The sequence below is a fragment of the Pseudomonas sp. 50_B genome (genome assembly GCF_017491625.1).
Classification (GTDB): Bacteria; Pseudomonadota; Gammaproteobacteria; order Pseudomonadales; family Pseudomonadaceae; genus Aquipseudomonas; species Aquipseudomonas danubii.
This window is the reverse complement of record NZ_JAFGYX010000005.1, coordinates 1-23,667: the sequence shown is the minus strand read 5'-3', so window position 1 is coordinate 23,667 and position 23,667 is coordinate 1. Positions and strand designations below refer to the sequence as shown.

Below are 23,667 nucleotides of genomic sequence, written 5' to 3'. Positions count from 1 at the left end.
TTGAAGGTCGCGGCCGGGGCCGGCATGCGATGGTTTGATATCAGGCTGACGAATGATCACAGACAGCCAAGCCGGGCCTGACTAGATTGCAGCTTCCAGGCTCGCTCGCGTCTGGCCGAATAACAATAAAGAGATCGACCCCATGGATAACTCGACTCAAGCGGCAAATGCCTGGCGCATTCTGTTCCTGTTGTTTTTGGCAAACCTGTTCAACTTCTTCGACCGCACCATTCCCGCCATCATCATCGAGCCGATCCGCATGGAATGGCACTTGAGTGACTTCCAGCTGGGCATCATCGGCACCGCCTTTACCATCGTCTACGCCATCGCCGGCCTGCCCCTCGGGCGCCTGGCCGATACCGGCTCGCGGAGCAAGCTGATGGGCTGGGGCCTGGCGGTGTGGAGCGGGCTGACGGCGGTCAACGGCATGGTCGGCAGTTTCTGGAGTTTCCTGCTGGTGCGCATGGGGGTGGGCATTGGCGAGGCGAGCTACGCACCGGCGGCCAACTCGCTGATCGGCGACCTGTTCCCCGCGCACCGCCGGGCCCGGGCCATGGGTATCTTCATGCTTGGGCTGCCCCTGGGGCTGGTGCTGGCGTTCTTCACCATCGGGGCCATGGTCAAGGCTTTTGACAGCTGGCGGGCACCGTTCTTCATCGCTGCGGTACCCGGGTTGGTGCTGGCGGTGTTCATGTTTTTCATCAAGGAGCCCAAGCGCGGCGCGGCGGAAGCGGTGAAGGTGGCGCAAGTGCCTGTCGACCGTCCGATTCGCCGGGTGTTGGCGATTCCGACCTTTCTCTGGCTGACCTTGGCCGGGCTGACCTTCAACTTCGCCACTTACGCCTGCAACTCCTTCCTGGTGCCGATGCTGCAGCGTTACTTCCTCATGCCCTTGCAGGAGGCGGCCATGGCGACGGGGCTGATTGTCGGTGTGACCGGGTTGGTGGGTTTGACCCTGGGTGGCTGGGTCGCCGACAAGATTCATCAGCGGGTTGCCAACGGCCGCCTGCTGTTCGCGGCCTGCAGCCTGGTCATCTCGACCTTGGCCACTGGCTGGGCGTTGCATGCCGGGCGCGTCGAGATCGGGGTATTTGTTGCAGTGTTCAGCGTCGGCTGGCTGTTTGCCTACAACTTCTACACCTGCGTCTATACCGCCTTGCAGGACGTGGTCGAACCCCGTTTGCGGGCCACGGCCATGGCCTTGTTTTTCGCCGGTCTGTACCTGCTGGGCGGCGGGTTGGGGCCAGTGGTGGTCGGCGCGCTGTCGGATCACTTCGCCCACTCGGCGATGTATGCCGCCGGTGCCGAGCTGATGACCGAGGAGTTCAAGGCCATCGGCCTGCACGACGCCATGTACCTGATTCCGGTGGCGCTGTTCCTGACCCTGCTGTTTCTGTTCCAGGCCGCGCGTTGCTTTGTCCGCGATGCCCAGCGCATGAAGGAGGGGCTGGCGCTGGCTGAGCCTGCGGCGACGGCGTTGGCGGTCTGATCTGGCAGATAAAAAAAAGGCCCGCACGATGCGGGCCTTTTGTTTAGCGCTTGGCGTCGGGCAATCAGCCCGCCACCAGCACCCGGATCGCTTCCAGGCGCAGGGCGGCTTTTTCCAGCATCGCCAGACCCTGTTCCCGTTGCTTGCGCAGGGCGACCAGCTCGCTGTCACGGACGGTCGGGTTGACCGCCTGCAACGCGGTCAGGCGCGCCAGTTCTTCATCGGTATCGGCCGCCAGGCGCCGTTGCGCCTCGGCCACGCGCTCGGCGTGACGCGGTGCGACCTTGGCTTCGCCAGCGTTGATCTTCGGCGCCAGCTGGTCGCGCTGAGCCTGGATGAACTTGTTGGCGCTGGCCTTGGGCACGCTTTCCAGTTGGTCGTTGAGGGTCTCGAAAGCCACCCGTGCCGACAGGTCGTTGCCGTTGGCGTCCAGCAGGCAGCGCAGGGCGGCCGGCGGCAGGTAGCGGCCCAGTTGCAGCGAACGCGGGGCCACGACTTCACTCACATACAGCAGCTCAAGCAGCACGGTGCCGGGTTTGAGCGCCTTGTTCTTGATCAGCGCCACAGCGGTGTTGCCCATGGAACCGGACAGCACCAGATCCATGCCGCCCTGCACCATCGGGTGCTCCCAGGTGATGAACTGCATGTCTTCGCGGGACAGCGCCTGGTTGCGGTCGTAGGTGATGGTCACGCCTTCGTCGTCGCCCAGGGGGAAGCTGGCATCGAGCATCTTCTCGCTGGGCTTGAGGATAAGGGCGTTTTCCGAATGGTCCTCGCTGTCGATACCGAAGGCGTCGAACAGGGTCTCCATGTAGATCGGCAGGGCGAACTGGTCGTCCTGTTCGAGGATCGCTTCCACCAGCGCATCGCCTTCACCGGCGCCGCCGGAGTTGAGCTCCAGCAGGCGGTCGCGGCCGGTATGCAATTCGGCTTCCAGGCGCTCGCGTTCGCCACGGGCTTCGTCGATCAGGGCTTGCCACTCGCCGTCGTCGGCGTTTTCCAGCAGCGGCAGCAGGCGCGGGCCGAACTGGTGCTGCAAGGCGTTGCCGGTCGGGCAGGTGTTGAGGAAGGCGTTCAGGGCTTCGTGATACCACTGGAACAGGCGCTCTTGCGGGCTGGTTTCCAGGTACGGCACATGCAGTTCGATCACGTGTTTCTGGCCGATCCGGTCCAGACGGCCGATCCGCTGCTCCAGCAGGTCCGGGTGCGACGGCAGATCGAACAGCACCAGGTGGTGGGCGAACTGGAAGTTGCGGCCTTCACTGCCGATTTCCGAGCAGATCAGCACCTGGGCGCCGAACTCTTCATCGGCGAAGTAGGCGGCCGCGCGGTCGCGTTCGAGGATGTTCATGCCTTCATGGAAGACCGTGGCCGGAATGCCGGAGCGCACGCGCAGGGCGTCTTCCAGGTCCATGGCGGTTTCCGCGTGGGCGCAGATCACCAGGACCTTGGTGCGCTTGAGCATCTTCAGCTGGTCGATCAGCCACTCGACCCGCGGGTCGAATTTCCACCAGCGCTGTTCTTCATCGCTGGCGTCGGGCTGGGCCTGGAAGCTGACTTCCGGATACAGCTCGGCGTGTTCGCCCAGGGGCAGTTCCAGGTATTCGTCCGGGCATGGCAGCGGGTAGGCATGCAGCTTGCGCTCCGGGAAACCCTGCACGGCGGCGCGGGTGTTGCGGAACAGCACGCGACCGGTGCCGTGGCGGTCCAGCAGTTCGCGCACCAGGCGTGCACTGGCTTCGCTGTTGCCGTCGTTGACCGCGGCCAGCAGGGCTTCGCCTTCGTTGCCGAGGAAGCCGTGGATGGTCTTGTGCGCCTCGGGAGACAGGCGGCCTTTATCCATCAGTTCCTGCACCGCTTCGGCCACCGGGCGGTAGTTCTCGCTCTCGGCGCGGAAGGCTGCGAGGTCGTGGAAGCGATTCGGGTCCAGCAGGCGCAAACGGGCGAAGTGGCTGTCCTGGCCCAGTTGTTCCGGGGTCGCGGTCAGCAGCAGCACGCCAGGGATAGTCTCGGCCAGCTGTTCCACCAGGGCGTATTCCGGGCTGACCTGATCTTCGTGCCAGACCAGGTGGTGGGCTTCGTCCACCACCATCAGGTCCCAGCCGGCGGCGAACAGCGCGTCCTGGGCCTTCTCGTCGTCCACCAGCCACTCCAGGGCCACCAGGGCCAACTGGGTGTCTTCGAACGGGTTGCTGGCATCGCTTTCGATAAAGCGCTCTTCGTCGAACAGTGCCACTTGCAGGTTGAAGCGCCGGCGCATTTCCACCAGCCACTGGTGCTGGAGGTTTTCCGGAACCAGGATCAGCACCCGGCTGGCGCGGCCCGAGAGCAGTTGGCGATGGATGACCAGGCCGGCCTCGATGGTCTTGCCCAGGCCCACTTCGTCCGCCAGCAGGACCCGTGGCGCGATACGGTCGGCGACTTCACGGGCAATGTGCAACTGGTGGGCGATGGGTTGGGCGCGCACGCCACCCAGGCCCCAGAGCGAGGACTGCAGTTGGCGGCTGGTGTGTTCCAGGGTGTGGTAGCGCAGGGAGAACCAGGCCAGCGGGTCGATCTGTCCGGCGAACAGACGGTCGCTGGCCAGACGGAACTGGATGAAGTTCGAGAGTTGGGTTTCCGGCAGGGTAACGGCCTCGTTCTGCCCGTTGAGGCCGTGATAGACCAGCAGGCCGTCGACGTCGTCGACTTCCTGAACGGTCATTTTCCAGCCTTCGAAGTGGGTGATGCTGTCCCCAGGAGAGAACCTCACGCGAGTGAGGGGCGCATTCCGTAGCGCATACTGGCGGGTGTCGCCAGTGGCCGGATAGAGCACGGTCAGCAAGCGACCGTCCTGTGCCAGAACGGTGCCTAAACCTAGCTCGGCTTCGCTGTCACTAATCCAGCGTTGCCCCGGTTGATACTGCTGCGCCATGCTGCCTGACTCCCGCTTTGAAAAAGCCGACTATCTTAACGGAACGACGCTTCCAGTCCAAAGAACTCTGATAAAAAACCCTGGAATAAAAGGTAGCGTACAGCGGCGTTCGTCGGCCCCGAGGGCACTATCGGCTGACGACCGGGTCACAGTTTTGCGACCGATGGCTCAAGTCGCCCGTGCCGCAGCCGACAGCCTGCCGACAGGAGACCCATAACATGCTGCCACCGATGCTCCCCTTGAGTGCCGTGCCCATCACCGCCCAGCAGGACCCGATCCGGCAGCGTCCGGATATCCCGCCAGTGGTGCCGGTGCAGGAAAGCTCCAACGAAAGCACCATCGACTTGCAAAAGCGCGATGCCGAGCAGTCGGCCCTGCTACTGCGCGAAGAGCAGCAGCGCCAACAGGAAAAGCAGCGGCGCAAGCGTGAGGCCGACGATGATCCAGAGCAGCACCTGGCCGTGCCCGGCGACGAATTGAACGCCGACAACACCGTGCCGGTGGCACCGCTGATCGAGGATGCCCCGCGCCAGGGCCTGTGGGTGGACGTGCAGGTCTAGCCCGCGGGGCCGCGTCCGGCCAGTTCCGTCAGCGCCTCCAGCAGGCGCTGGATTTCCGCTTCGGTATTCAAATAGCTCAGGGCGATCCGGGCAATCTGGGGCAGGCCTCGGGCCTGCATGTCCAGCGGGGTGTAGGCCACGCCATTGGCTCCGATATTGATGCCCCTTCGAGCCAACGCTTCCTTCAGTGCAAAACAGTCCCAGCCCTTGAGGGTGAAGGCAATCAGGCCTGACTGCTGCCCGGCGACCCCCAGGTCCTGGCGCTGCAGGCCGGGCAGGCGGTCGAGGTCCTGACGCAGCGTGTCGGCCAGGGTCTTGATCCGCTGGCGGATGGCGTCGATACCGATGCTGTTCAGTTCCTGCAAGGCATTGGCCAGCCCCGCCAGCAGCACCAGCGAAACTTCGCTGGTTTCGAAGCGCCGTGCATCGTCCCGCAAACTGAAGCCCTGGCCGTTCCAGGGAGCAGACAAGACATCCCGCGGCAGTGGCTGCAACTGTTCCAGAAAACCCGGCCTGACATAGAGCAGGGCCGTGCCCCGTGGCCCGCGCAGGTATTTGCGTCCCGCGCCTTTGAGCACGTCGCACCCCAGCGCCTCTACATCACAGGGCAGTTGCCCCAGGGCCTGGCCAGCGTCGATGAAATAGGGAATGCGCCTATTTCGGGCCAGTTGGCCGACGGCGGCGGCCGGATTGATCAAGCCGCCGTTGGCCGGCAGCCAGGTCAGGGCGATCAGGCGCACGCGCGAGTCGAGCATGGATTCCAGCGCCTCCACCGAAACCGCGCCATGGCGGTCGCAGGGGATGATTTCCAGTTGGGCGCCGGCACTTACCGCCTGGGCCAGGCAGGCCAGGTTGCCACCCCATTCATGGCGCCCCACCAGAATCCGGTCGCCCGCCTGCCACGGCGGCAGGGCGTTGAAGGCCATGCTCCAGGCTGCCGAGCCGCTGCTGGCAAAGGCGATTGCAGCGGGACTGGTATTGAGCAGCCGGGCCGCGGCCTCACGGGCCTGTTCCTGCAGCTGTGCGCCGGTGATGGCGGCCTCCATCGGCCCTTCACTGGCTTCCCGTTGCAGTTGCCCGAGCATGGCGTCCAGGGTGCCCTGGCTGGGCAATGAAGCACCCGCGTGGTTGAAGTGACAGACCCGGGCGCAGCCGGGTGTGGCCTCGCGCAGACGGGCGAGGTGCGCTGGGTCCAGGGGGCTCATGGCTTGAGTTCGAAAATCGCGTCGACCTCCACGGCGACCCCGGCGGGCAGGCTGGCCACACCCACCGCGGTGCGCGCATGCCGGCCTTTCTCACCCAGGGCGTTGACCAGCAGGTTGGAAGCGCCATTGGCCACGATGCCATGGCTCTGGAAATCGGCACTGGCGGCAATGAATACACCGAGCCGGCTGATGCGCTGCAGCCGCGACAGGTCGTCGTCCAGCGCCGCGCTCAACTGGGCCAGCAAGGCCAGGGCCGCGAGCTCGGCGGCCTGGGTGCCTTGCTCCACTGTCAGACTCTCGCCGAGACGGCCCTGCAGGGTCGGTTGGCCTTGCAACAAGGGAATCTGTTCGGAGATCAGCAGCAGGTTCTGGCTGCGTACATGGTTGACGTAGTTGGCGATTGGCTGGCTGGGGGCGGGTAGCTCAAGCCCCAATTGCTGTACGCGGTGTTTCAGGGAGTCGCTCATGGGAAGTCCTCGGATGCAAGGCCTGCAGCATCCGCGTTCAGTCCAGGAGCGACAAACGGATAGATCTAATTCGACGTATCTGAATTTCTCATGGGTCGAGGCCTTGCTCCAGTAGCCACTGTACAAAGCACTCCAGAGCCGGGTTCGACGCTCCTTCAGCGGTCACCAGCCAATAGCCGATCTGGCTGCACAAAGGGGGCAGGTCGAAGGCATCCACCAGGCTGCCCTGGGCCAAGTGGCGTTGGATCAACTGGCGGCGCCCCATAGCGATGCCCTGGCCGGCCACGGCCGCTTCCACCACGATGTTGTAGTCGTGCAGCATCACCCTGGGGTGGGAGGCCAGGTCCATGGCCTGTTGCCTGCTCCAGTCATCCCACTCGAAGGGTTGATGGGAGCGAGCCAACAGCAAGGGGCCGTTGGCCAGGGAGGTGGCTTTGAAGGCAGGGCTGCAGACTGGCGATAGCTGCTCGGCGAGAAAGCGCGTGGCCCGGACCTTTGGCCAGTTGCCCTTGCCGTAGCGAATGGCCAGGTCGACCTCGGCGCCGGCGACATCCGCCAGGTCGATGGCCGGTAGCAATTCCAACTGGATTTTTGGATGGCGGCGGTTGAAGTCTGCCAGGCGAGGCGCCAGCCACAAGGTGGCGAAGGACGCCAGCAGACCGATGCGCAGAACGTGCTGCCCAGCGGGCGCAAGCAGCGCCTGGGTGGCTTGGGCGATCTGCTCAAGGGCCGGGCGAATCTGTCGGTAGTAGGTGTCGCCGGTGGCGGTCAGATCGATGGCGCGAGTCCGACGTATGAACAGGCGTTGGCCCAAGTGCTGTTCGAGTTTCTGCACTTGATGGCTGACCGCGCTCTGGCTCACGCACAACTCCCGAGCCGCCTTGATAAAGCTCAGGTGGCGGGCCACGGCCTCGAATGCGCGCAGGGCCAGTAGTGGCGGCAGGTGCTTGGGCATTTCCACATCAGGCTCCGTGGGGCGGTTTGCAAAGGGCCATTGTGCGGATAAAAACTCTTCACGGCAGCGACTTTATTGCCTCTGTGCCGGTCTGATCACTGGTCAGGTGCGGCGTCACGCCGCATTATTGGCCTATCCGCCAGGGCCGCTCTGCATCCTGTAGCAGTGCGGTTGATATTGACCTCCCAGTGATGCCAGCCAAGCCATGAATCAAGACGACAAGCTGATCGACCTGAATGCTGAACGCGCCAAGCGTGTGCATGACCTGAACGAGAAACGCCTGAATGAAGTACGCCAGGCATTCGAGCAGGCCATGCCTTTGGGCAAGGCCAAGAAAAAGCCGAAAAACAAACCGAAAAAGCGCTGAACTGGGCGCTTTCTGTTGATACAGGTCAGTTATTTCCCCTTCCTCGCGCCCAGTCTTGGGCGACATTGACCCCGGTCAATTTTCCCCGCGGCCTCTTTGGTTAACTTAGCCCCATCGCAACAGGGCAAGAGCAGGAGGCCAGTCATGTTTTTCGACAATGTGGTGATCGCCGGAGTGCTGACTGTCGGCCTCATGGTTCTGTTTTTCGCAGGGTTTGGTTTCTTCATCTGGAAAGACGCGAATAAGCGTAAAAAACCTTAAGTCTCTCCAGAGCAACGAGCACGCAAGGCATTTTGGGCAACTTCGGTTGCCCTTTTTTTTGCCTGTCGAAAAGGCATAAAAAAAGGTGCGTCCCGAGGGGCGCACCTTTTTTGTTGGCGCTGGGGTATCAGGTACCCAGGACTTTGGAGGCCGCCCAGAACAGACCGGCAGACAGGGCCACGGTCGCTGGCAGGGTGAGGACCCAGGCCAAGAGGATGGTTTTAACCGTACCGCCTTGCAGGCCGCTCTTGTTGGCGACCATGGTCCCGGCCACGCCGGAGGAGAGTACGTGGGTGGTGGAGACCGGCAGGCTGAAGATGTTCGCCAGGCCGATCAGGCCCGCCGCGGTGATCTGTGCCGACATGCCCTGGGCGTAGGTCATGCCCTGTTTGCCGATCTTCTCGCCAATGGTCAGTACCACACGCTTCCAGCCGATCATGGTGCCCAGGCCCAGTGCCAGGGCCACCGCCAGGATCACCCAGAACGGTGCGTACTCGGTGGTGGCGGTCAGGTCCTTGCGCAGCTTGTCCAGGTCAGCCTTTTCGCGGGCCGACAGGTTCGGCAGTTTGCCCACTTTCTTCGCCGTGTCGTCCAGGCACAGCAGGTAGCGACGCACTTCGATACGGCTTTCCGGCGACAGCGAGTGGTAGTCGGCGACACCCTTGAGGCTGCTCAGCAGGGCGCTGATGGTGGGCTCGGTCTGTTGCGGGTTGCAGCGGAACTTGCCCGGCAGGTCGTCTTTCACGCTCTTGCCCAGGGCCAGGAACTCGCCCAGGGAGTCGTGGTTGCGCTCGTAGAACTGACTCAGGTGCAGGGTCGCGTCGCGGGTACGCTCGATCTGGTAGGTAGTGCTGTTGAGGTCCAGCACGAACTGCGCAGGCACGATGCCGATCAGCACCAGCATGATCAGGCCAATGCCTTTCTGACCATCGTTGGAACCGTGGACGAAGCTCACGGCCATCGCCGAGATCACTAGGACCAGGCGGTTCCAGAACGGTGGGTGCTTCTTGTCATCGACCTTGCGGCGCTGTTCCGGGGTCTTGTGCATCTTCGAGATCGGACGCCACCATTTCAGACCAATCAGCACCAGCGCAGCTATAAGGAAGCCGGCCATCGGCGAGAACACCAGGGAGGCCCCGATATCGATCGCTTTCTGCCAGTTCACGCCGTCCCCCAGGGGAATGTCGTTGAGCAGGGCGTTGGCCAGGCCGACACCGAGGATCGAGCCGATCAGGGTGTGGGAACTGGAAGCCGGGATGCCGAAGTACCAGGTGCCCAGGTTCCAGGCGATGGCCGCGGCCAGCAACGAGAAGACCATGGCCAGACCGTGACCGGTGTTGACATTGATCAGCAGCTCGACCGGCAGCAGGTGAACGATGGCATAGGCCACGCCGACGCCGCCCAGCAGCACGCCGAGGAAATTGAAGACACCGGAAAAGAACACGGCCAGGTGTGGCGGCATGGCTTTGGTGTAGATGACAGTGGCAACCGCGTTTGCGGTGTCATGAAAGCCGTTGATGAACTCGTAGGCGAGGACAAAAGCCAGGGCGAGCAAGAGGCTCACAAGCACCCAAGCATCCAGTCCGCTGAATAAATCGATCATGAAGGTTTTCTGACCCGGTCATAAGGGGGCGCGATTATGCCAGAAAACCCTGCTAATCAATGCACAAGGTGCTAACCGGTAACATTCTTCAACGAAAAAACTGACCGGGAGCAGAGTTTTCGCCAATTCTCGCCAAATGTGGCAAGTCATTGAGTTTATTGGGCCAAAGCACGATGACGAGGGTTTGAGCCCGGGAGTGAGAGGGTTCAAACGCTTGTATGAAATTTCAACGAAAGGGCCTGCCGGGTACCGTTTCTCGCTGTGGGTGGGGCGAGGCGGTGAGGGGCCCGGGGTAGCGAGCATCAATGGTCTGCCTGGCCGCTGGGGTGATCGAGCGGACAAGAGAGCAAGCCCTGAGAAGCTCAGGCTGCCGGCATTATGGCTGTTCGGCCTTGAGCTCTTTTTCCATCTTTTGCAGTTCTTGGGTGAACGCCTGGTCGCGAATACTTGCGCGTTTGCGCCAAGGTTTGCGTTCAGGTTCCGGTTGGGCGGCATAACGGGTGATCTCGCCGCCGTAAACTTCCTTGTAACGTTGTTCCTGGCGCTCAAGTTCCGCGCGCAGTTCGTCTTTCGTCACAGTGTTACCTAATTGAGTAAGGGTCCATTCCGGTGCAACGCATTGCTTGTGGGCGACTATCAAGAAAGCAGACTGATTGCCTGCCGAGGCCTTGGGGCCTGCTCTTTCCAGCCAGCCTTTTGTTGCATGCGGCCACGTCACCGGATGAAAACGACTGTCGTAGCTACAGTGTTGTTTGTTGCAAGCGGATTGGCCGAATCTGGTTAGGGGTCAAGCGCTTGCGACAGGTGACCGATTGCAGCCTTGGGTCACCTGAGCGAGGTACGAGCGGGACTGATTGCGCGTTACTCACTTCGGCAGTATAGCCTCGGCAAAGAATAACTCTACGCTCGGCAAGTTTAAAACTGTCAACTTTATTGTGAGCGTTTTGTGACACGGAAGTTCTAATGAATTCCTACACGGCGCTTCCCGTCTTCGTACTCCGTTGGCAGAAATCTATATGGGGCTAATCCGCTCTTGATACAAGTGACAGGCCTGAAGATGGTCACTGAGTCCACCGCCTGCTGGTGATTATTACCATGAGTTTTTGCAATAAAAGAGTGGGCGAGTGGTTGGCAGCGGCAAGCACCGCAGATTGCGATTATCGGTCGACGGTTCGATAATCGCCCAATCTTGCAGGGGCTGACTTGTGCTGCCTCTCCAATACGGCTTGTAATACGGAAGAATTTCATCGCAGAGACCCTGAAATGAACGATCAGATGCGTAATTCCTTCACCTCAGTGGCGCCGCCCATCGTGGCTTCGGCAGCGAAGAGGATTCAGGCGTTGACCGGTGACCCGGATTTCATGACGTCTCTGGCCCGAGGCCTGGCGGTGGTGCAGGCGTTTCAGGAACGCAAGCGTCACCTGACCATCGCCCAGATCAGCCACCGCACGGAGATTCCCCGAGCGGCAGTGCGCCGCTGCCTGCATACCCTGATCAAGCTGGGGTACGCCACCACCGACGGGCGTACCTATTCGCTGCTGCCCAAGGTGCTGACCCTGGGGCATGCTTACCTGTCGTCGACGCCCCTGGCGGTTTCCGCGCAGCCTTATCTGGACCGCATGAGCGAGCAACTCCATGAAGCCTGCAACATGGCCACCCTGGAAGGCGACGACATCCTCTATATCGCCCGTTCGGCCACTACCCAGCGGTTGATTTCCGTCGATCTTTCGGTGGGCGGCCGGCTACCGGCCTATTGCACGTCCATGGGGCGGATTCTGTTGGCCGCGCTGGATGACTCCTCGCTGCATGAGTATCTGGAACACGCCGATCTGCAGGCCAAGACCAGCCGCACCCTGCACACCCCGGAGGCATTGCTGGAGTGCCTGCAGCAAGTTCGTCAGCAGGGCTGGTGCATCGTCGACCAGGAACTGGAGCAAGGGCTGCGTTCAATTGCCGTGCCGGTCTACGATGCTTCGGGCCAGGTGTTGGCGGCGTTGAACGTCAGCACCCACGCGGGCCGGGTCAGCCGCGCCGAATTGGAACAGCGTTTTCTCCCCGGCCTGCTGAGCGCCAGCCGCGATCTCAGCGCCCAGCTGTTTGCTTAAGCGTTCGATAAACGCACAGATCCGCCTTTGACGAATTGACGCTCTTTCCCCTGGCTCATTAATGTCGCGCCAGCGTCATCGGCGGCCAGCCTGCTGCCGATGACCCGTCCAATAATAATGAAGAGGCCAACTCATGAGCATGCTCTCCCTGCGTCGTTGCCGTGACCGTTCCTGCCGTCCCGCTCGAATCGCCTGATTTTCGCCACCTTTTCTACGTGACCTGATCAGCCCTTGGCGGCCTGTGCGCGCCTGCGTTTTAGTGTGGAAATAAAAACAATGAATCAACCCCAATCCGCTGTAGGGAACTGCCTCGATGTGCAGTCCTTCATCAATTCCCAGCCGCTGTCGCGTTACCAGTGGCGAGTCGTGATCCTGTGTTTCCTGATTGTCTTCCTCGATGGGCTGGACACCGCGGCCATGGGCTTCATCGCCCCGGCGCTGTCCCAGGACTGGGGCATCGACCGTGCCAGCCTGGGCCCGGTGATGAGTGCGGCGCTGATCGGCATGGTCTTCGGTGCCCTGGGTTCCGGGCCCCTGGCTGACCGTTTTGGTCGCAAGGTGGTGCTGGTAGGGGCGGTGCTGCTGTTTGGCGCCTTCAGCCTGGCTTCGGCCTACAGCACCAACGTCGACCAGTTGCTGGTGCTGCGCTTTCTCACCGGCCTGGGATTGGGGGCGGGGATGCCCAATGCCACCACGCTGCTTTCGGAGTACACCCCCGAGCGTCATAAGTCGCTGTTGGTGACCAGCATGTTCTGCGGGTTCAACCTGGGCATGGCGGGCGGTGGTTTCATTTCCGCCAAGCTGATCCCGGCCTTCGGCTGGCACAGCCTGCTGCTGATCGGTGGCGTCCTGCCGCTGATCCTGGCCCTGGTGCTGGTGGTCTGGCTGCCGGAGTCGGCGCGTTACTTGGTGGTGCGCAATCGCGGCACCGACAAAGTGCGCAAGACCTTGGCCCCCATCGCTCCGGCCATCGTCAGCGAGGCGGGCAGTTTCAGCGTGCCGGAACAGAAGACGGTGAAGGCGCGCAACGTTTTTGCCGTGATCTTCTCCGGCACTTACAGCGTCGGCACGCTGCTGCTGTGGCTCACCTATTTCATGGGCCTGGTGATTGTCTACCTGCTGACCAGCTGGCTGCCGACCCTGATGCGCGACAGTGGCGCGAGCATGGAGCAGGCCGCCTTTATCGGCGCTTTGTTCCAGTTTGGCGGGGTGCTCAGTGCAGTCGCCGTGGGCTGGGCCATGGACCGTTTCAATCCGCACAAGGTGATTGGCTGCTTCTACCTGCTGGCCGGGGTCTTTGCCTACGCCGTGGGACAAAGCCTGGGCAACATCACCGTACTCGCCACCCTGGTGCTGATCGCCGGCATGTGCGTCAACGGTGCGCAATCGGCGATGCCTTCCCTGGCGGCGCGTTTCTATCCGACCCAGGGACGGGCCACCGGGGTGTCCTGGATGCTCGGCATCGGTCGATTCGGCGCCATTCTCGGTGCCTGGATGGGCGCCACCCTGTTGGGCCTGGGCTGGAACTTCGAGCAGGTGCTGACCGCGCTGGTGATCCCGGCAGCGCTGGCCACCACAGCGGTAGTAATCAAGGGCATGGTCAGCCATGCCGACGCCACCTGACAGGCAACAAGGAGCAGGATTGGGTGCAGGGCGAAGAATCGATAGTCCTGCAACAATCCGTTCGATAATCGAACGCTCAGTCGATTATCGGATTGTTTGGGGTATTGCTCCGGCTTAATCTTCAGTCACTGCGGCGCGCCTAGAGCGCCTTTTTCTCCAGTCGCTGAATAACAATCGGGAGACCCCATCCATGGCTGAAATCCTTTCGCTGCACGACGCGGTGAAGCAATTCGTCAACGACGGTGACACCGTCGCACTCGAAGGCTTCACCCACCTGATTCCTACGGCCGCAGGTCATGAAATCATCCGCCAGGGCAAGAAAGACCTGACCCTGGTACGGATGACGCCTGACCTGATCTACGACCAGTTGATCGGTGCCGGTTGCGCTCGCAAGCTGATTTTCTCTTGGGGTGGCAACCCGGGTGTTGGCTCCCTGCATCGCCTGCGCGACGCCGTGGAAAAGCAGTGGCCACAGCCCCTGGAAATTGAAGAGCACAGCCACGCCGACCTGGCCAACGCCTATGTGGCCGGGGCCTCCGGCCTGCCATTTGCGGTACTGCGGGCCTATGCCGGCTCCGATCTGCCCAAGGTCAACCCACTGATCAAGACCGTGACCTGTCCCTTCACCGGTGAAGTGCTGGCGGCGGTGCCTTCGGTGCGTCCCGACGTGACGGTGATTCACGCGCAGAAAGCCGATCGCAAGGGCAACGTCCTGCTGTGGGGCATCCTTGGGGTGCAGAAAGAGGCCGCCCTGGCCGCCAAGCGCTGCATCGTCACCGTCGAGGAAATCGTCGACGACCTGAATGCGCCGATGAACGCCTGCGTGCTGCCGACCTGGGCCCTGAGCGCGGTGTGCCATGTGCCCGGCGGCGCCCATCCGTCCTACGCCCATGGTTATTCCGAGCGCGACAACCGTTTCTACCAGGCCTGGGACCCGATTGCCCGCGACCGTGAGACCTTCACCGCGTGGATCAACGAATACATCCACGGCAGTGCCGACTTCAGCGAATTCCAGGCCAAGCTGGCCGCAGCTTCGGAGGCCCAGTAATGACCTACTCCACCAATGAAATGATGACCGTGGCCGCGGCCCGTCGCCTGCAGAACGGTTCGGTATGCTTCGTCGGCATCGGCCTGCCGTCCAAGGCCGCCAACCTGGCGCGCCTGACCTCGTCGCCGGACGTGGTGCTGATCTACGAATCCGGCCCGATTGGTGCCAAGCCCAGCGTGCTGCCGCTGTCTATCGGTGACGGTGAACTGGCGGAAACTGCCGACACCGTCGTCCCCACCGGAGAGATTTTCCGTTACTGGCTGCAAGGTGGGCGCATCGATGTGGGGTTCCTCGGCGCGGCCCAGGTCGACCGCTTCGGCAACATCAACACCACAGTGGTGGGTGATTACCACCGGCCCAAGGTGCGCCTGCCGGGGGCCGGCGGTGCTCCGGAGATCGCCGGTTCGGCGAAAAGCGTGCTGATCATCCTCAAGCAGTCTTCCCGTTCCTTTGTCGACAAGCTGGACTTCATCACCTCCGTCGGTCACGGCGAGGGCGGCGACTCGCGCAAGCGTCTGGGCCTGCCCGGCGCCGGGCCGGTGGGGATCATCACCGACCTGTGCATCATGGAGCCGGAAGCCGGTACCCACGAATTCGTCGTCACTTCCCTGCACCCGGGGGTGACCCGCGAGCAGGTGGTGGCCGCCACCGGCTGGGCGATCCGTTTCGCCGAGCACGTGGCCGAGACGGCCGCGCCTACCGAAGTCGAACTGACCGCCCTGCGTGAGCTGGAAGCACGCACCGCTGCGGCCCACGGCCAAGCACCTGGAGAAGCCTGATGCGCGACGTATTCATCTGTGATGCCATTCGTACCCCCATCGGCCGCTTTGGCGGCGGCCTGTCGGCGGTGCGCGCCGACGACCTGGCGGCGGTGCCGATCAAGGCGCTGATGGAGCGCAACCCGACGGTGGACTGGACTGCCGTGGACGAGGTGTTCCTCGGCTGCGCCAACCAGGCCGGTGAAGACAACCGCAACGTGGCGCGCATGGCGCTGCTGCTGGCGGGCCTGCCGGACAGCGTGCCGGGCGTCACCCTCAACCGCCTCTGCGCCTCGGGCATGGATGCCATCGGCACCGCCTTCCGCGCCATTGCCAGTGGCGAGATGGAACTGGCCATCGCCGGCGGCGTCGAGTCCATGTCCCGCGCGCCCTTTGTGATGGGCAAGGCCGATGCCGCCTTTTCGCGCAACATGAAGCTGGAAGACACCACCATCGGCTGGCGCTTCATCAACCCGTTGATGAAGGCCCAGTACGGTGTGGATGCCATGCCCCAGACCGCCGACAACGTGGCCGACGACTATAAAGTGTCCCGCGCTGACCAGGACGCCTTCGCCCTGCGCAGCCAGCAGCGCACCGCCGCGGCCCAGGCCGCCGGTTTCTTCGCCGAGGAAATCGTCCCGGTGCGCATTGCCCACAAGAAGGGTGAGAGCGTGGTGGAACAGGACGAACATCCACGGGCCGACACGACCCTGGAAGCCCTGGGCAAACTCAAGCCGGTCAACGGCCCGGACAAGACCGTCACCGCCGGCAATGCGTCTGGGGTCAACGACGGTGCTGCCGCACTGATTCTGGCGTCGGCCGAGGCGGTCAAGAAACACGGCCTGACTCCACGTGCGCGGGTGCTGGGCATGGCCAGCGCCGGTGTGGCGCCACGCGTGATGGGCATCGGCCCGGTGCCGGCGGTGCGCAAACTGATCGAGCGCCTGGGTGTGGCCGTCAGCGACTTCGATGTGATCGAACTCAATGAAGCTTTCGCCAGCCAGGGTTTGGCGGTACTGCGGGAGCTGGGTCTTGCCGACGATGCGCCGCAGGTCAATCCCAATGGCGGCGCCATTGCCCTGGGTCACCCCTTGGGCATGAGTGGCGCGCGCCTGGTGCTGACAGCTCTGCATCAGCTGGAAAAGAGCGGCGGTAAAAAAGGCCTGGCCACCATGTGCGTGGGCGTCGGCCAAGGGCTGGCACTGGCCATCGAGCGGGTTTGAATGCCTGCCCTATATAAGAAGAGAACGAGGAACCACCATGAGTGACAAGCCCGGTTACCGGCGCCCGCAAGCGGGTACTCAGCCTGATTACCTGCACCCGGCCTACCAGTCGACCAACACCCGCTCGCCGTCCAAGCCGCTGGTGTTCCTGCCCCATTCGCTGTCGGAAATCACCGGCCCGAGCATCGGCGCCGAGTCGATCCAGGAGCGGGACAACGACCTGACGGCCCAGCACCAAGGCCAGCCCCAGGGCGAGCGGATCATCATCCACGGCCGGGTGCTGGACGAGAACGGCCTGCCGGTGCCGGGCATCCTGGTGGAGATCTGGCAGGCCAACGCCGCCGGTCGCTACAACCACGACCGCGACCTGCACGACGCGCCCCTGGACCCGAACTTCACCGGCACCGGGCGCACCGTCACCGATGCTGAGGGCTGGTATCAGTTCCAGACCATCAAGCCCGGCGCCTACCCCTGGGGCAACCACCACAATGCCTGGCGTCCGGCGCATATCCATTTTTCGCTGTTCGGCCCGAGCATCCTCACCCGCCTGGTGACCCAGATGTATTTCCCCGGGGACCCGCTGCTGGAATATGACCCGATCTACAACTGCGTGCCGGACACCCGTGCCAAGGAACGCCTGATCGCCCGCTTCGACCTGGAGAAAACCATTCCTTCCTACGCCCTCGGTTACCGTTGGGACATCGTCCTGCGCGGCCGCGATGCCACGCCGATGGAGAAATAACATGAGCCTGACCGCGACTACCTCCCACACCGTCGGCCCCTACTACCACATCGGCCTGACCTGGCTGAACCGCGAAGACCTCACCGAGGAAGGCACTCTGGGCGAGCGAGTGGCAATCACCGGCCAGGTGGTGGACGGCAACGGCAACTTCGTCAACGACGCCATGCTGGAAGTCTGGCAAGCCAACGCTGCCGGCAAGTACCGCCACTGCGAGGACGACCAGGACAAACCTCTGGACCCGAGCTTCCAGGGTTTTGGCCGAGTCCCGGTGGATGGCGAAGGGCGCTTCCGCTTCACCACCATCAAGCCGGGCGCGGTGCCGGGTCTGAAGGGCACGACCCAGGCGCCGCACCTGGTGGTGCTGGTGTTCGCTCGGGGCCTGGTCAAGCACTTGCTGACCCGGATCTATTTCGAGGGTGAACCGGCCAATGCCACCGACCCCTTGCTGGCCTGTGTACCCGAGGAGCGCCGCAGCACCTTGCTGGCCAAGTCCGACGCCGAGGGCCGCTATCAGTGGAACGTGATCCTCCAGGGTACCGACGCCGAAACCGTGTTCTTCGACTACTGAGCCGGAGCACTGTGTAGCCGCTGCCGCAGGCTGCGAACGACCCGAAGGGGCGCGGGGTTCTCAAGGTTGCGGCGAGTTTGGCGAGAGATTGCCGAGCAAGGCCCTGTGCACCGAACGCGGCCCGGCCTTTTGCAGCCTCGCCGTGGCTCGGCAGCGGCTACAGGGCAGAACCACAGGGCCCACGTCCCGTAGGGAACGGGGTTGTTGCAAAGTGTGTCTAGATTCGCACTGTCCCCCATGAGTGAAAAACCATGACTACAACGACAAGTCACTACACCGCAGAGGAGCGCAGCAAAAGGATCTTTGCCATTGTCGGTGCTTCCTCCGGCAACCTGGTGGAGTGGTTCGACTTCTACGTCTATGCCTTTTGCGCCATCTACTTCGCTCCGGCGTTCTTCCCCTCTGACGATCCCACCGTGCAACTGCTCAACACGGCCGGGGTATTCGCTGCGGGGTTCCTGATGCGTCCCATCGGCGGCTGGCTGTTCGGCCGGGTTGCCGATCGTCATGGGCGCAAGAACTCGATGATGATCTCGGTGCTGATGATGTGCGCCGGCTCCCTGGTCATCGCCTTCCTGCCAACCTACGCCAGCATCGGTGCCTGGGCGCCGTTCCTGCTGCTGGTGGCGCGCCTGTTCCAGGGGTTGTCGGTGGGCGGCGAGTACGGCACCACCGCCACCTACATGAGTGAAGTGGCGCTCAAGGGCCAGCGCGGTTTCTTCGCGTCCTTCCAGTACGTGACCCTGATCGGCGGACAACTGCTGGCGGTGTCGGTGGTGGTGATCCTCCAGCAGTTTCTCGATGAGGCCGAGCTCAAGGCCTGGGGTTGGCGCATTCCCTTCGTGATCGGCGCCATCGCGGCGGTGATCTCGTTGCTGCTGCGGCGTTCGCTGAAGGAAACCACCAGCAAGGAAATGCGTGATAACAAGGACGCCGGCAGCATCGCCGCGCTGTTCAAGCATCACTCGGCGGCCTTTATCACCGTGCTGGGCTACACCGCTGGCGGCTCGCTGATTTTCTACACCTTCACCACCTACATGCAGAAGTACCTGGTGAACACCGCGGGCATGCACGCCAAGACCGCCAGCTACATCATGACCGGCGCGCTGTTCCTTTATATGTGCATGCAGCCGCTGTTCGGAATGCTCGCGGACAGGATTGGCCGGCGTAACTCGATGCTCTGGTTCGGCGCCCTGGGCACCCTGTTCACGGTGCCGATCCTGATGACCCTCAAGACCGTCACCAGTCCGTTCCTGGCCTTTGTACTGATCACCCTGGCCCTGGCCATCGTCAGTTTCTACACCTCCATCAGCGGCCTGGTGAAGGCGGAGATGTTCCCGCCACAAGTGCGGGCGCTGGGGGTAGGCTTGGCTTATGCGGTGGCCAATGCGATCTTCGGTGGCTCGGCAGAATGGGTGGCCCTGAACTTCAAGAACATGGGCATGGAAAACACCTTCTACTGGTATGTCACGGCGATGATGGCGATTGCTTTCCTGTTCAGCCTGCGTCTGCCGAAACAGGCTGCATACTTGCACCATGACCTTTGACCCGTACGCCTGTGCCCGCCCAGGGCACAGGCGCACCAAGGACTGTTTATGACCTTACCTGCGAGCAACCAGTTGTTCGATGCCTACTTTACTGCCCGGGAAATGCGTGGGGTGTTCTGTGACCAGGGACGGGTCCAGGCCATGCTCGACTTCGAGGCTGCCCTGGCCCGGGCCGAGGCGCGGACCGGGTTGATTCCAAGCGCGGCGGTTGCCCCCATCGAGGCGGCTTGCCACGCCCATCTCTATGACTTCCAGGCCCTGGGTGAAGCGATCGCCACGGCCGGCAATTCGGCGATTCCTCTGGTCAAGGCCCTGGGCAAGCAAATCGCCCGGACCGATGCCGAGGCCGAGCGTTATGTGCACCTGGGCGCCACCAGCCAGGACGTGATGGACAGCGGGCTGGTGCTGCAATTGCGCCGCGCCGTGGACTTGCTGGAGCAGGACCTGAACCGTCTGGGCGGCATACTCGCGGCCCAGGCCCAGCGCTATGCCGACACGCCCCTAGCCGGCCGTACCTGGCTGCAACATGCCACGCCGGTGACCCTGGGCATGAAGATCGCCGGTTGGCTGGGGGCCGTGACCCGCAGCCGCGAACGGCTGCAGCAACTCAAGCCGCGCCTGCTGGTGCTGCAGTTCGGCGGTGCCTCCGGAACCCTGGCGGCCCTGGGCGAACAGGCCCTGCCGATTGCCCAGGCCCTGGCGCAAGAACTGCAACTGAGCCTGCCGGAACAGCCCTGGCACACCCAGCGCGACCGTCTGGTGGAGTTCGCCTCGGTGCTGGGCCTGCTGGCCGGCAGCCTGGGCAAGCTGGGGCGGGATATCAGCCTGTTGATGCAGACCGAGGCGGCGGAAGTCTTCGAGCCTTCGGCGCCGGGCAAGGGCGGTTCGTCCACCATGCCGCACAAGCGCAATCCGGTGGGCGCGGCGGTATTGATCAGCGCCGCGACCCGGGTTCCGGGCCTCTTGGCGACGATGTTTGCCGCCATGCCCCAGGAGCACGAGCGCAGCCTCGGCCTGTGGCACGCCGAATGGGAAACCCTGCCGGAGATCTGCTGCCTGGTGTCCGGAGCCCTGCAACAAGCCTTGCTGGTCACCGAGGGCCTGGAGGTCGACAGCGCACGCATGGCGCGCAACCTTGACCTGACCCAGGGCCTGGTTCTGGCAGAAGCGGTGAGCATTGAGCTGGCCCAGCGCCTGGGGCGGGAGACGGCCCATCACCTGTTGGAACAATGCTGCAAGCGTGCGGTGGCTGAACGACGCCATTTGCGCGAGGTATTGGCGGACGATGCCCAGGTCAGCGCCGAGCTGTCGGCGCCAGAGCTGGATCGTCTGATGGACCCGGCGCATTACCTCGGTCAGGCCCAGGCCTGGGTCGAGCGTGCCGTGGCTGAACATTTTGCCTTGAAGGCCTGAAGGAGACTGCTGTGGGATTCGTGAAACTCGCCGAGGGCGATCTGCACTATCAACTCGAAGGACCAGAGGGCGCGCCGGTACTGGTGCTGTCCAACTCCCTGGGCACCGATCTGCACATGTGGGACAAGCAGATCGCGGCGTTCACCCGGCACTTTCGGGTGTTGCGCATGGACACTCGCGGCCATGGCCGTTCGCTGGTGACCGAGGGGCCTTACAGCATCCAGCAACTGGGCCAGGATGTGCTGGCACTGCTGGATGCCCTGGATATCCGCCGGGCGCATTTCTGCGGTCTGTCCATGGGCGGCCTGATCGGCCAGTGGCTGGGGATCAATGCCGGCGAGCGTCTGCACAAGCTGGTGGTGTGCAACACCGCGGCGAAGATCGGCGACCCTTCCATCTGGAACCCACGGATCGAGACCGTGCTGCGTGACGGCCAGGCTGCCATGGTGGCGTTGCGCGATGCCTCCATTGCCCGCTGGTTCACCGAGGACTTTGCCGCCGCGCGTCCTGATCAGGCCAAACTGATCACCGACATGCTCGCCGCCACCTCGCCCCAGGGTTATGCCGCCAACTGCGCAGCGGTGCGGGATGCGGATTTCCGTGAGCAACTGGCAGCAATCAAGGTGCCGACCCTGGTGATCGCCGGCAGCGAAGACGCGGTGACACCGCCGTCTGGCAGTCACTTCATCCAGCAGCACGTGGCCGGCGCCGAGTACGCCGAGTTCTATGCCGCGCACCTGTCCAACGTCCAGGCCGGTGACGCGTTCAGCGACCGTGTCGTGGAATTCCTGCTGGCCTGACCTCGGATTCAAGGAGCCCTTTGTGGACGAGAAACAACGTTATGACGAAGGTATGCAGGTCCGCCGCGCCGTACTGGGCGACGCCCATGTGGACCGCAGCCTGAATGCCCTGAACGAGTTCAACTCGGAGTTCCAGGAAATGATCACCCGCCATGCCTGGGGTGATATCTGGACCCGTCCGGGCCTGCCGCGGCATACCCGCAGCCTGATCACCATCGCCATGCTGATCGGCATGAACCGCAACGAAGAACTCAAGCTGCACCTGCGGGCAGCGGCCAACAACGGTGTGAGCCGAGCCGAGATCAAGGAAGTGATCATGCAGAGCGCGATCTACTGCGGCATCCCGGCAGCCAATGCCACCTTCCACCTGGCCGAATCGGTTTGGGACGAGTTGGGCACCGAATCGCGTGTGTAACCCGTTCCATGGCCCAACAAAAAGGCCAGCCCGATCACCGGGCTGGCCTTTTTATTGGGCGTTGCGCGGTTACAGCAGGCTCAGCGGATAGCTGACGATCAGGCGGTTCTCGTCGAACTCGTTGTTGCTGAAATCACGGCGCATGGTGGAGTTGCGCCATTTCAGGTTGAGGTTCTTCAAGGTGCCGCTCTGCACCGTGTACCCAAGCTCACTTTCCCGGCCCCATTCCTTGCCATCGCTGACCGTAGCGGTGTGTACGTTGCTGCCGCTGATGTAGCGGTTCATCAGGGTCAAACCAGGCACGCCCAGGGCGGCGAAGTTGTAGTCATGGCGCAGTTGCCAGGATTTTTCCTTGGCGTTGTCGTAGCTGGCGTTGTAGCTGTCGTTGGCCAGGGTCCCGCCGCTGGTGCCATTGACCCGCATCCAGCCGCTGTCGCCAGTGAGTTTCTGCAGGCCGACGTAGAAGGTGTTGCCGCCGTATTTGGCCGAGAACAGGCCGGACCAGGTGCGGTTTTCCAGATCGCCGGCCCGGGCGCTGCCGTCTTCCTTGCCGTAGAAGAAGCCCAGGTTGGCCCCCAGGGTCCAGTCGCCCAGCGGCTGGGTGTGGATCAGGTTGACGAACTGCTGGTTGTAGATGTCCTTGAGCTCGGCATTCCACAGGCCGATCTGGGTGCGCTTGTCATTGAAGGCGTATTCGGCCCCCTGGAAGTTGAAGCGATCCGAGGTAAAGGCCGCTTTGCCGAACATCGTCATGTCGCTCATGCTGCTGTCGTCGCGGGGGCTGTTGCCACGGAACTGACCGCCATAGAGGGTCAGGCCGGCGATTTCCTTCGAGGTGATCTGGCCGCCGCGGAAGGTCTGCGGCAGCGAGCGACCGTCATCCGAACGCAGGATTGGCAGCACTGGCATCCATTCGCCAACCTTGACCTCGGTCTGCGACAGCCGAGCCTTGAAGGCCACTCCCAGGCGCCCGAAGTTGTCCGCCGGGCGCCCGTCGTGGTCCAGGGGCAGCAGTTGGGTGCCACCGGTGCCCTTGCCACCGTCGAGCTTCAGCGAGTACAGGCCCAATACATCCATGCCGAAGCCTACCGTGCCCTGGGTGAATCCTGACTTGGCGTCGAGGATGAAGCTCTGGGTCCACTCTTCAGCCTTGCCCTGGACCTTGCTCGGGTTGGTGAAGTTGCGGTTGATGTAGAAGTTGCGCAGGTTCAGGTTGGCCTGGGCATCTTCGAGAAAGCCCGACTCTGCGGCCATGACCGGCAGGGCGGCGCTGGTCAGCGCCAGGGCCAGAAGGCTGGGCAGAAGGTATTGCGGCGGGGTGATTGGCTTCATTCGTCGGTCTCTCTAATTGTTAGGGGTGCAACTATCCACTGCCGCAAAAAGCCCATGCGGACAGCTTTCAAGGTGTGGGAGGAGGTGCTTGCAGGATCAGCCGGAGCGGGCAGGACGTGAGGGCATGGCATCGAACCTGTTGTTATTGGTGTGTTCGGGTGCCGGGAATGGTGCGTCGCGGATCAGGGCCGATCAATTGGCGAATGCGGGTTCTGGGCGATTAACGAACAGTTATCGGGCCGGGTGGGGTGGGCTGCCAGGGGATATATCC

General features: G+C 63.0%; 22 protein-coding genes. 15 read left to right on the top strand and 7 right to left on the bottom strand.

Annotated features, from left to right (window positions below):
• Positions 1-142 precede the first annotated feature (142 nt).
• Positions 143-1,489, top strand: coding sequence for an MFS transporter (locus J5M73_RS08515; RefSeq protein WP_102861485.1), 1,347 nt, complete (start codon positions 143-145; stop codon positions 1,487-1,489).
• Positions 1,490-1,553: 64 nt separating this feature from the next.
• Here the strand turns inward: J5M73_RS08515 and rapA are convergent, their stop codons facing one another.
• The gene (gene rapA / locus J5M73_RS08510) at positions 1,554-4,403 is read right to left on the bottom strand and encodes an RNA polymerase-associated protein RapA (protein WP_207815401.1); all 2,850 of its coding nucleotides are present in this window, start codon (positions 4,401-4,403) and stop codon (positions 1,554-1,556) included.
• Positions 4,404-4,621: 218 nt separating this feature from the next.
• On the opposite strand from rapA, the gene J5M73_RS08505 reads away from it, so the two are divergent.
• Positions 4,622-4,963 (top strand): aspartate-semialdehyde dehydrogenase, encoded by a 342-nt coding sequence (locus J5M73_RS08505; RefSeq protein WP_102861487.1) that lies wholly within the window; start codon positions 4,622-4,624, stop codon positions 4,961-4,963.
• Here the strand turns inward: J5M73_RS08505 and J5M73_RS08500 are convergent.
• The 3 genes from J5M73_RS08500 to J5M73_RS08490 form a co-directional block, all read right to left on the bottom strand.
• Entirely contained in the window at positions 4,960-6,168 is a 1,209-nt protein-coding gene (locus J5M73_RS08500) for an aminotransferase class V-fold PLP-dependent enzyme (RefSeq protein WP_207815399.1), read from the bottom strand. The genes J5M73_RS08505 and J5M73_RS08500 overlap by 4 nt on opposite strands.
• Complete coding sequence (locus J5M73_RS08495; protein ID WP_207815396.1) at positions 6,165-6,635, bottom strand: RidA family protein; 471 nt, start codon at positions 6,633-6,635, stop codon at positions 6,165-6,167. Before J5M73_RS08495 ends, J5M73_RS08500 begins: the two co-directional genes overlap by 4 nt.
• Before the next feature lie 88 nt (positions 6,636-6,723).
• On the bottom strand, positions 6,724-7,596 hold the full coding sequence (locus tag J5M73_RS08490; protein ID WP_205413462.1) for a LysR substrate-binding domain-containing protein: 873 nt from the start codon (positions 7,594-7,596) through the stop codon (positions 6,724-6,726).
• Positions 7,597-7,795: 199 nt separating this feature from the next.
• Between J5M73_RS08490 and J5M73_RS08485 the strand changes: the two genes are divergently transcribed.
• Positions 7,796-7,957 carry a hypothetical protein gene (locus J5M73_RS08485; RefSeq protein ID WP_162884110.1) on the top strand — a complete coding sequence of 54 codons (162 nt, stop codon included), beginning with the start codon at positions 7,796-7,798 and terminating at the stop codon, positions 7,955-7,957.
• A 144-nt stretch (positions 7,958-8,101) separates the two neighbouring features.
• Positions 8,102-8,218, top strand: coding sequence for a cytochrome c oxidase subunit CcoM (ccoM, locus tag J5M73_RS32055; RefSeq protein ID WP_015634423.1), 117 nt, complete (start codon positions 8,102-8,104; stop codon positions 8,216-8,218).
• Positions 8,219-8,345: 127 nt separating this feature from the next.
• Here the strand turns inward: ccoM and J5M73_RS08480 are convergent, their stop codons facing one another.
• Both J5M73_RS08480 and J5M73_RS08475 read right to left on the bottom strand, forming a co-directional pair.
• Entirely contained in the window at positions 8,346-9,821 is a 1,476-nt protein-coding gene (locus J5M73_RS08480; protein WP_102861490.1) for an inorganic phosphate transporter, read from the bottom strand.
• Positions 9,822-10,197: 376 nt separating this feature from the next.
• Positions 10,198-10,398, bottom strand: a complete 201-nt coding sequence (locus J5M73_RS08475; RefSeq protein ID WP_102861491.1) for a hypothetical protein — start codon at positions 10,396-10,398, stop codon at positions 10,198-10,200.
• Positions 10,399-11,084: 686 nt separating this feature from the next.
• Between J5M73_RS08475 and pcaR the strand changes: the two genes are divergently transcribed.
• The 11 genes from pcaR (at position 11,085) to pcaC (ending at position 22,064) form a co-directional block, all read left to right on the top strand.
• Entirely contained in the window at positions 11,085-11,927 is an 843-nt protein-coding gene (gene pcaR, locus J5M73_RS08470) for a pca regulon transcriptional regulator PcaR (protein ID WP_016962563.1), read from the top strand.
• 276 nt (positions 11,928-12,203) lie between these two features.
• Complete coding sequence (locus J5M73_RS08465; protein ID WP_102861492.1) at positions 12,204-13,550, top strand: MFS transporter; 1,347 nt, start codon at positions 12,204-12,206, stop codon at positions 13,548-13,550.
• A 190-nt stretch (positions 13,551-13,740) separates the two neighbouring features.
• On the top strand, positions 13,741-14,598 hold the full coding sequence (locus tag J5M73_RS08460; RefSeq protein ID WP_102861493.1) for a CoA transferase subunit A: 858 nt from the start codon (positions 13,741-13,743) through the stop codon (positions 14,596-14,598).
• Positions 14,598-15,377 (top strand): CoA-transferase subunit beta, encoded by a 780-nt coding sequence (locus tag J5M73_RS08455; protein WP_102861494.1) that lies wholly within the window; start codon positions 14,598-14,600, stop codon positions 15,375-15,377. Before J5M73_RS08460 ends, J5M73_RS08455 begins: the two co-directional genes overlap by 1 nt.
• Positions 15,374-16,579 (top strand): 3-oxoadipyl-CoA thiolase, encoded by a 1,206-nt coding sequence (gene pcaF, locus J5M73_RS08450; protein WP_180988530.1) that lies wholly within the window; start codon positions 15,374-15,376, stop codon positions 16,577-16,579. Before J5M73_RS08455 ends, pcaF begins: the two co-directional genes overlap by 4 nt.
• A 37-nt stretch (positions 16,580-16,616) precedes the next feature.
• Complete coding sequence (gene pcaH, locus J5M73_RS08445; RefSeq protein WP_102861496.1) at positions 16,617-17,321, top strand: protocatechuate 3,4-dioxygenase subunit beta; 705 nt, start codon at positions 16,617-16,619, stop codon at positions 17,319-17,321.
• A 1-nt stretch (position 17,322) separates the two neighbouring features.
• Entirely contained in the window at positions 17,323-17,889 is a 567-nt protein-coding gene (gene pcaG, locus J5M73_RS08440) for a protocatechuate 3,4-dioxygenase subunit alpha (protein ID WP_102861497.1), read from the top strand.
• Positions 17,890-18,140: 251 nt separating this feature from the next.
• Entirely contained in the window at positions 18,141-19,436 is a 1,296-nt protein-coding gene (locus J5M73_RS08435) for an MFS family transporter (protein WP_102861498.1), read from the top strand.
• Positions 19,437-19,484: 48 nt separating this feature from the next.
• Positions 19,485-20,849, top strand: coding sequence for a 3-carboxy-cis,cis-muconate cycloisomerase (locus tag J5M73_RS08430; protein WP_207815395.1), 1,365 nt, complete (start codon positions 19,485-19,487; stop codon positions 20,847-20,849).
• Positions 20,850-20,860: 11 nt separating this feature from the next.
• Positions 20,861-21,649, top strand: coding sequence for a 3-oxoadipate enol-lactonase (pcaD, locus tag J5M73_RS08425; RefSeq protein WP_102861500.1), 789 nt, complete (start codon positions 20,861-20,863; stop codon positions 21,647-21,649).
• A gap of 22 nt (positions 21,650-21,671) precedes the next feature.
• Positions 21,672-22,064 carry a 4-carboxymuconolactone decarboxylase gene (gene pcaC / locus J5M73_RS08420; RefSeq protein WP_102861501.1) on the top strand — a complete coding sequence of 131 codons (393 nt, stop codon included), beginning with the start codon at positions 21,672-21,674 and terminating at the stop codon, positions 22,062-22,064.
• A 69-nt stretch (positions 22,065-22,133) separates the two neighbouring features.
• Here the strand turns inward: pcaC and J5M73_RS08415 are convergent, their stop codons facing one another.
• On the bottom strand, positions 22,134-23,396 hold the full coding sequence (locus tag J5M73_RS08415; RefSeq protein ID WP_102861502.1) for an OprD family porin: 1,263 nt from the start codon (positions 23,394-23,396) through the stop codon (positions 22,134-22,136).
• Positions 23,397-23,667: the final 271 nt, after the last annotated feature.

Bases quoted from the DNA above. Each gene is read 5' to 3' on its own strand.
- J5M73_RS08515 (WP_102861485.1), top strand. From the start codon at position 143: ATGGATAACTCGACTCAAGCGGCAAATGCCTGGCGCATTCTGTTCCTG.
- rapA (WP_207815401.1), bottom strand. From the start codon at position 4,403: ATGGCGCAGCAGTATCAACCGGGGCAACGCTGGATTAGTGACAGCGAA.
- J5M73_RS08505 (WP_102861487.1), top strand. From the start codon at position 4,622: ATGCTGCCACCGATGCTCCCCTTGAGTGCCGTGCCCATCACCGCCCAG.
- J5M73_RS08500 (WP_207815399.1), bottom strand. From the start codon at position 6,168: ATGAGCCCCCTGGACCCAGCGCACCTCGCCCGTCTGCGCGAGGCCACA.
- J5M73_RS08495 (WP_207815396.1), bottom strand. From the start codon at position 6,635: ATGAGCGACTCCCTGAAACACCGCGTACAGCAATTGGGGCTTGAGCTA.
- J5M73_RS08485 (WP_162884110.1), top strand. From the start codon at position 7,796: ATGAATCAAGACGACAAGCTGATCGACCTGAATGCTGAACGCGCCAAG.
- ccoM (WP_015634423.1), top strand. From the start codon at position 8,102: ATGTTTTTCGACAATGTGGTGATCGCCGGAGTGCTGACTGTCGGCCTC.
- J5M73_RS08480 (WP_102861490.1), bottom strand. From the start codon at position 9,821: ATGATCGATTTATTCAGCGGACTGGATGCTTGGGTGCTTGTGAGCCTC.
- pcaR (WP_016962563.1), top strand. From the start codon at position 11,085: ATGAACGATCAGATGCGTAATTCCTTCACCTCAGTGGCGCCGCCCATC.
- J5M73_RS08465 (WP_102861492.1), top strand. From the start codon at position 12,204: ATGAATCAACCCCAATCCGCTGTAGGGAACTGCCTCGATGTGCAGTCC.
- J5M73_RS08460 (WP_102861493.1), top strand. From the start codon at position 13,741: ATGGCTGAAATCCTTTCGCTGCACGACGCGGTGAAGCAATTCGTCAAC.
- J5M73_RS08455 (WP_102861494.1), top strand. From the start codon at position 14,598: ATGACCTACTCCACCAATGAAATGATGACCGTGGCCGCGGCCCGTCGC.
- pcaH (WP_102861496.1), top strand. From the start codon at position 16,617: ATGAGTGACAAGCCCGGTTACCGGCGCCCGCAAGCGGGTACTCAGCCT.
- pcaG (WP_102861497.1), top strand. From the start codon at position 17,323: ATGAGCCTGACCGCGACTACCTCCCACACCGTCGGCCCCTACTACCAC.
- J5M73_RS08435 (WP_102861498.1), top strand. From the start codon at position 18,141: ATGACTACAACGACAAGTCACTACACCGCAGAGGAGCGCAGCAAAAGG.
- J5M73_RS08430 (WP_207815395.1), top strand. From the start codon at position 19,485: ATGACCTTACCTGCGAGCAACCAGTTGTTCGATGCCTACTTTACTGCC.
- J5M73_RS08415 (WP_102861502.1), bottom strand. From the start codon at position 23,396: ATGAAGCCAATCACCCCGCCGCAATACCTTCTGCCCAGCCTTCTGGCC.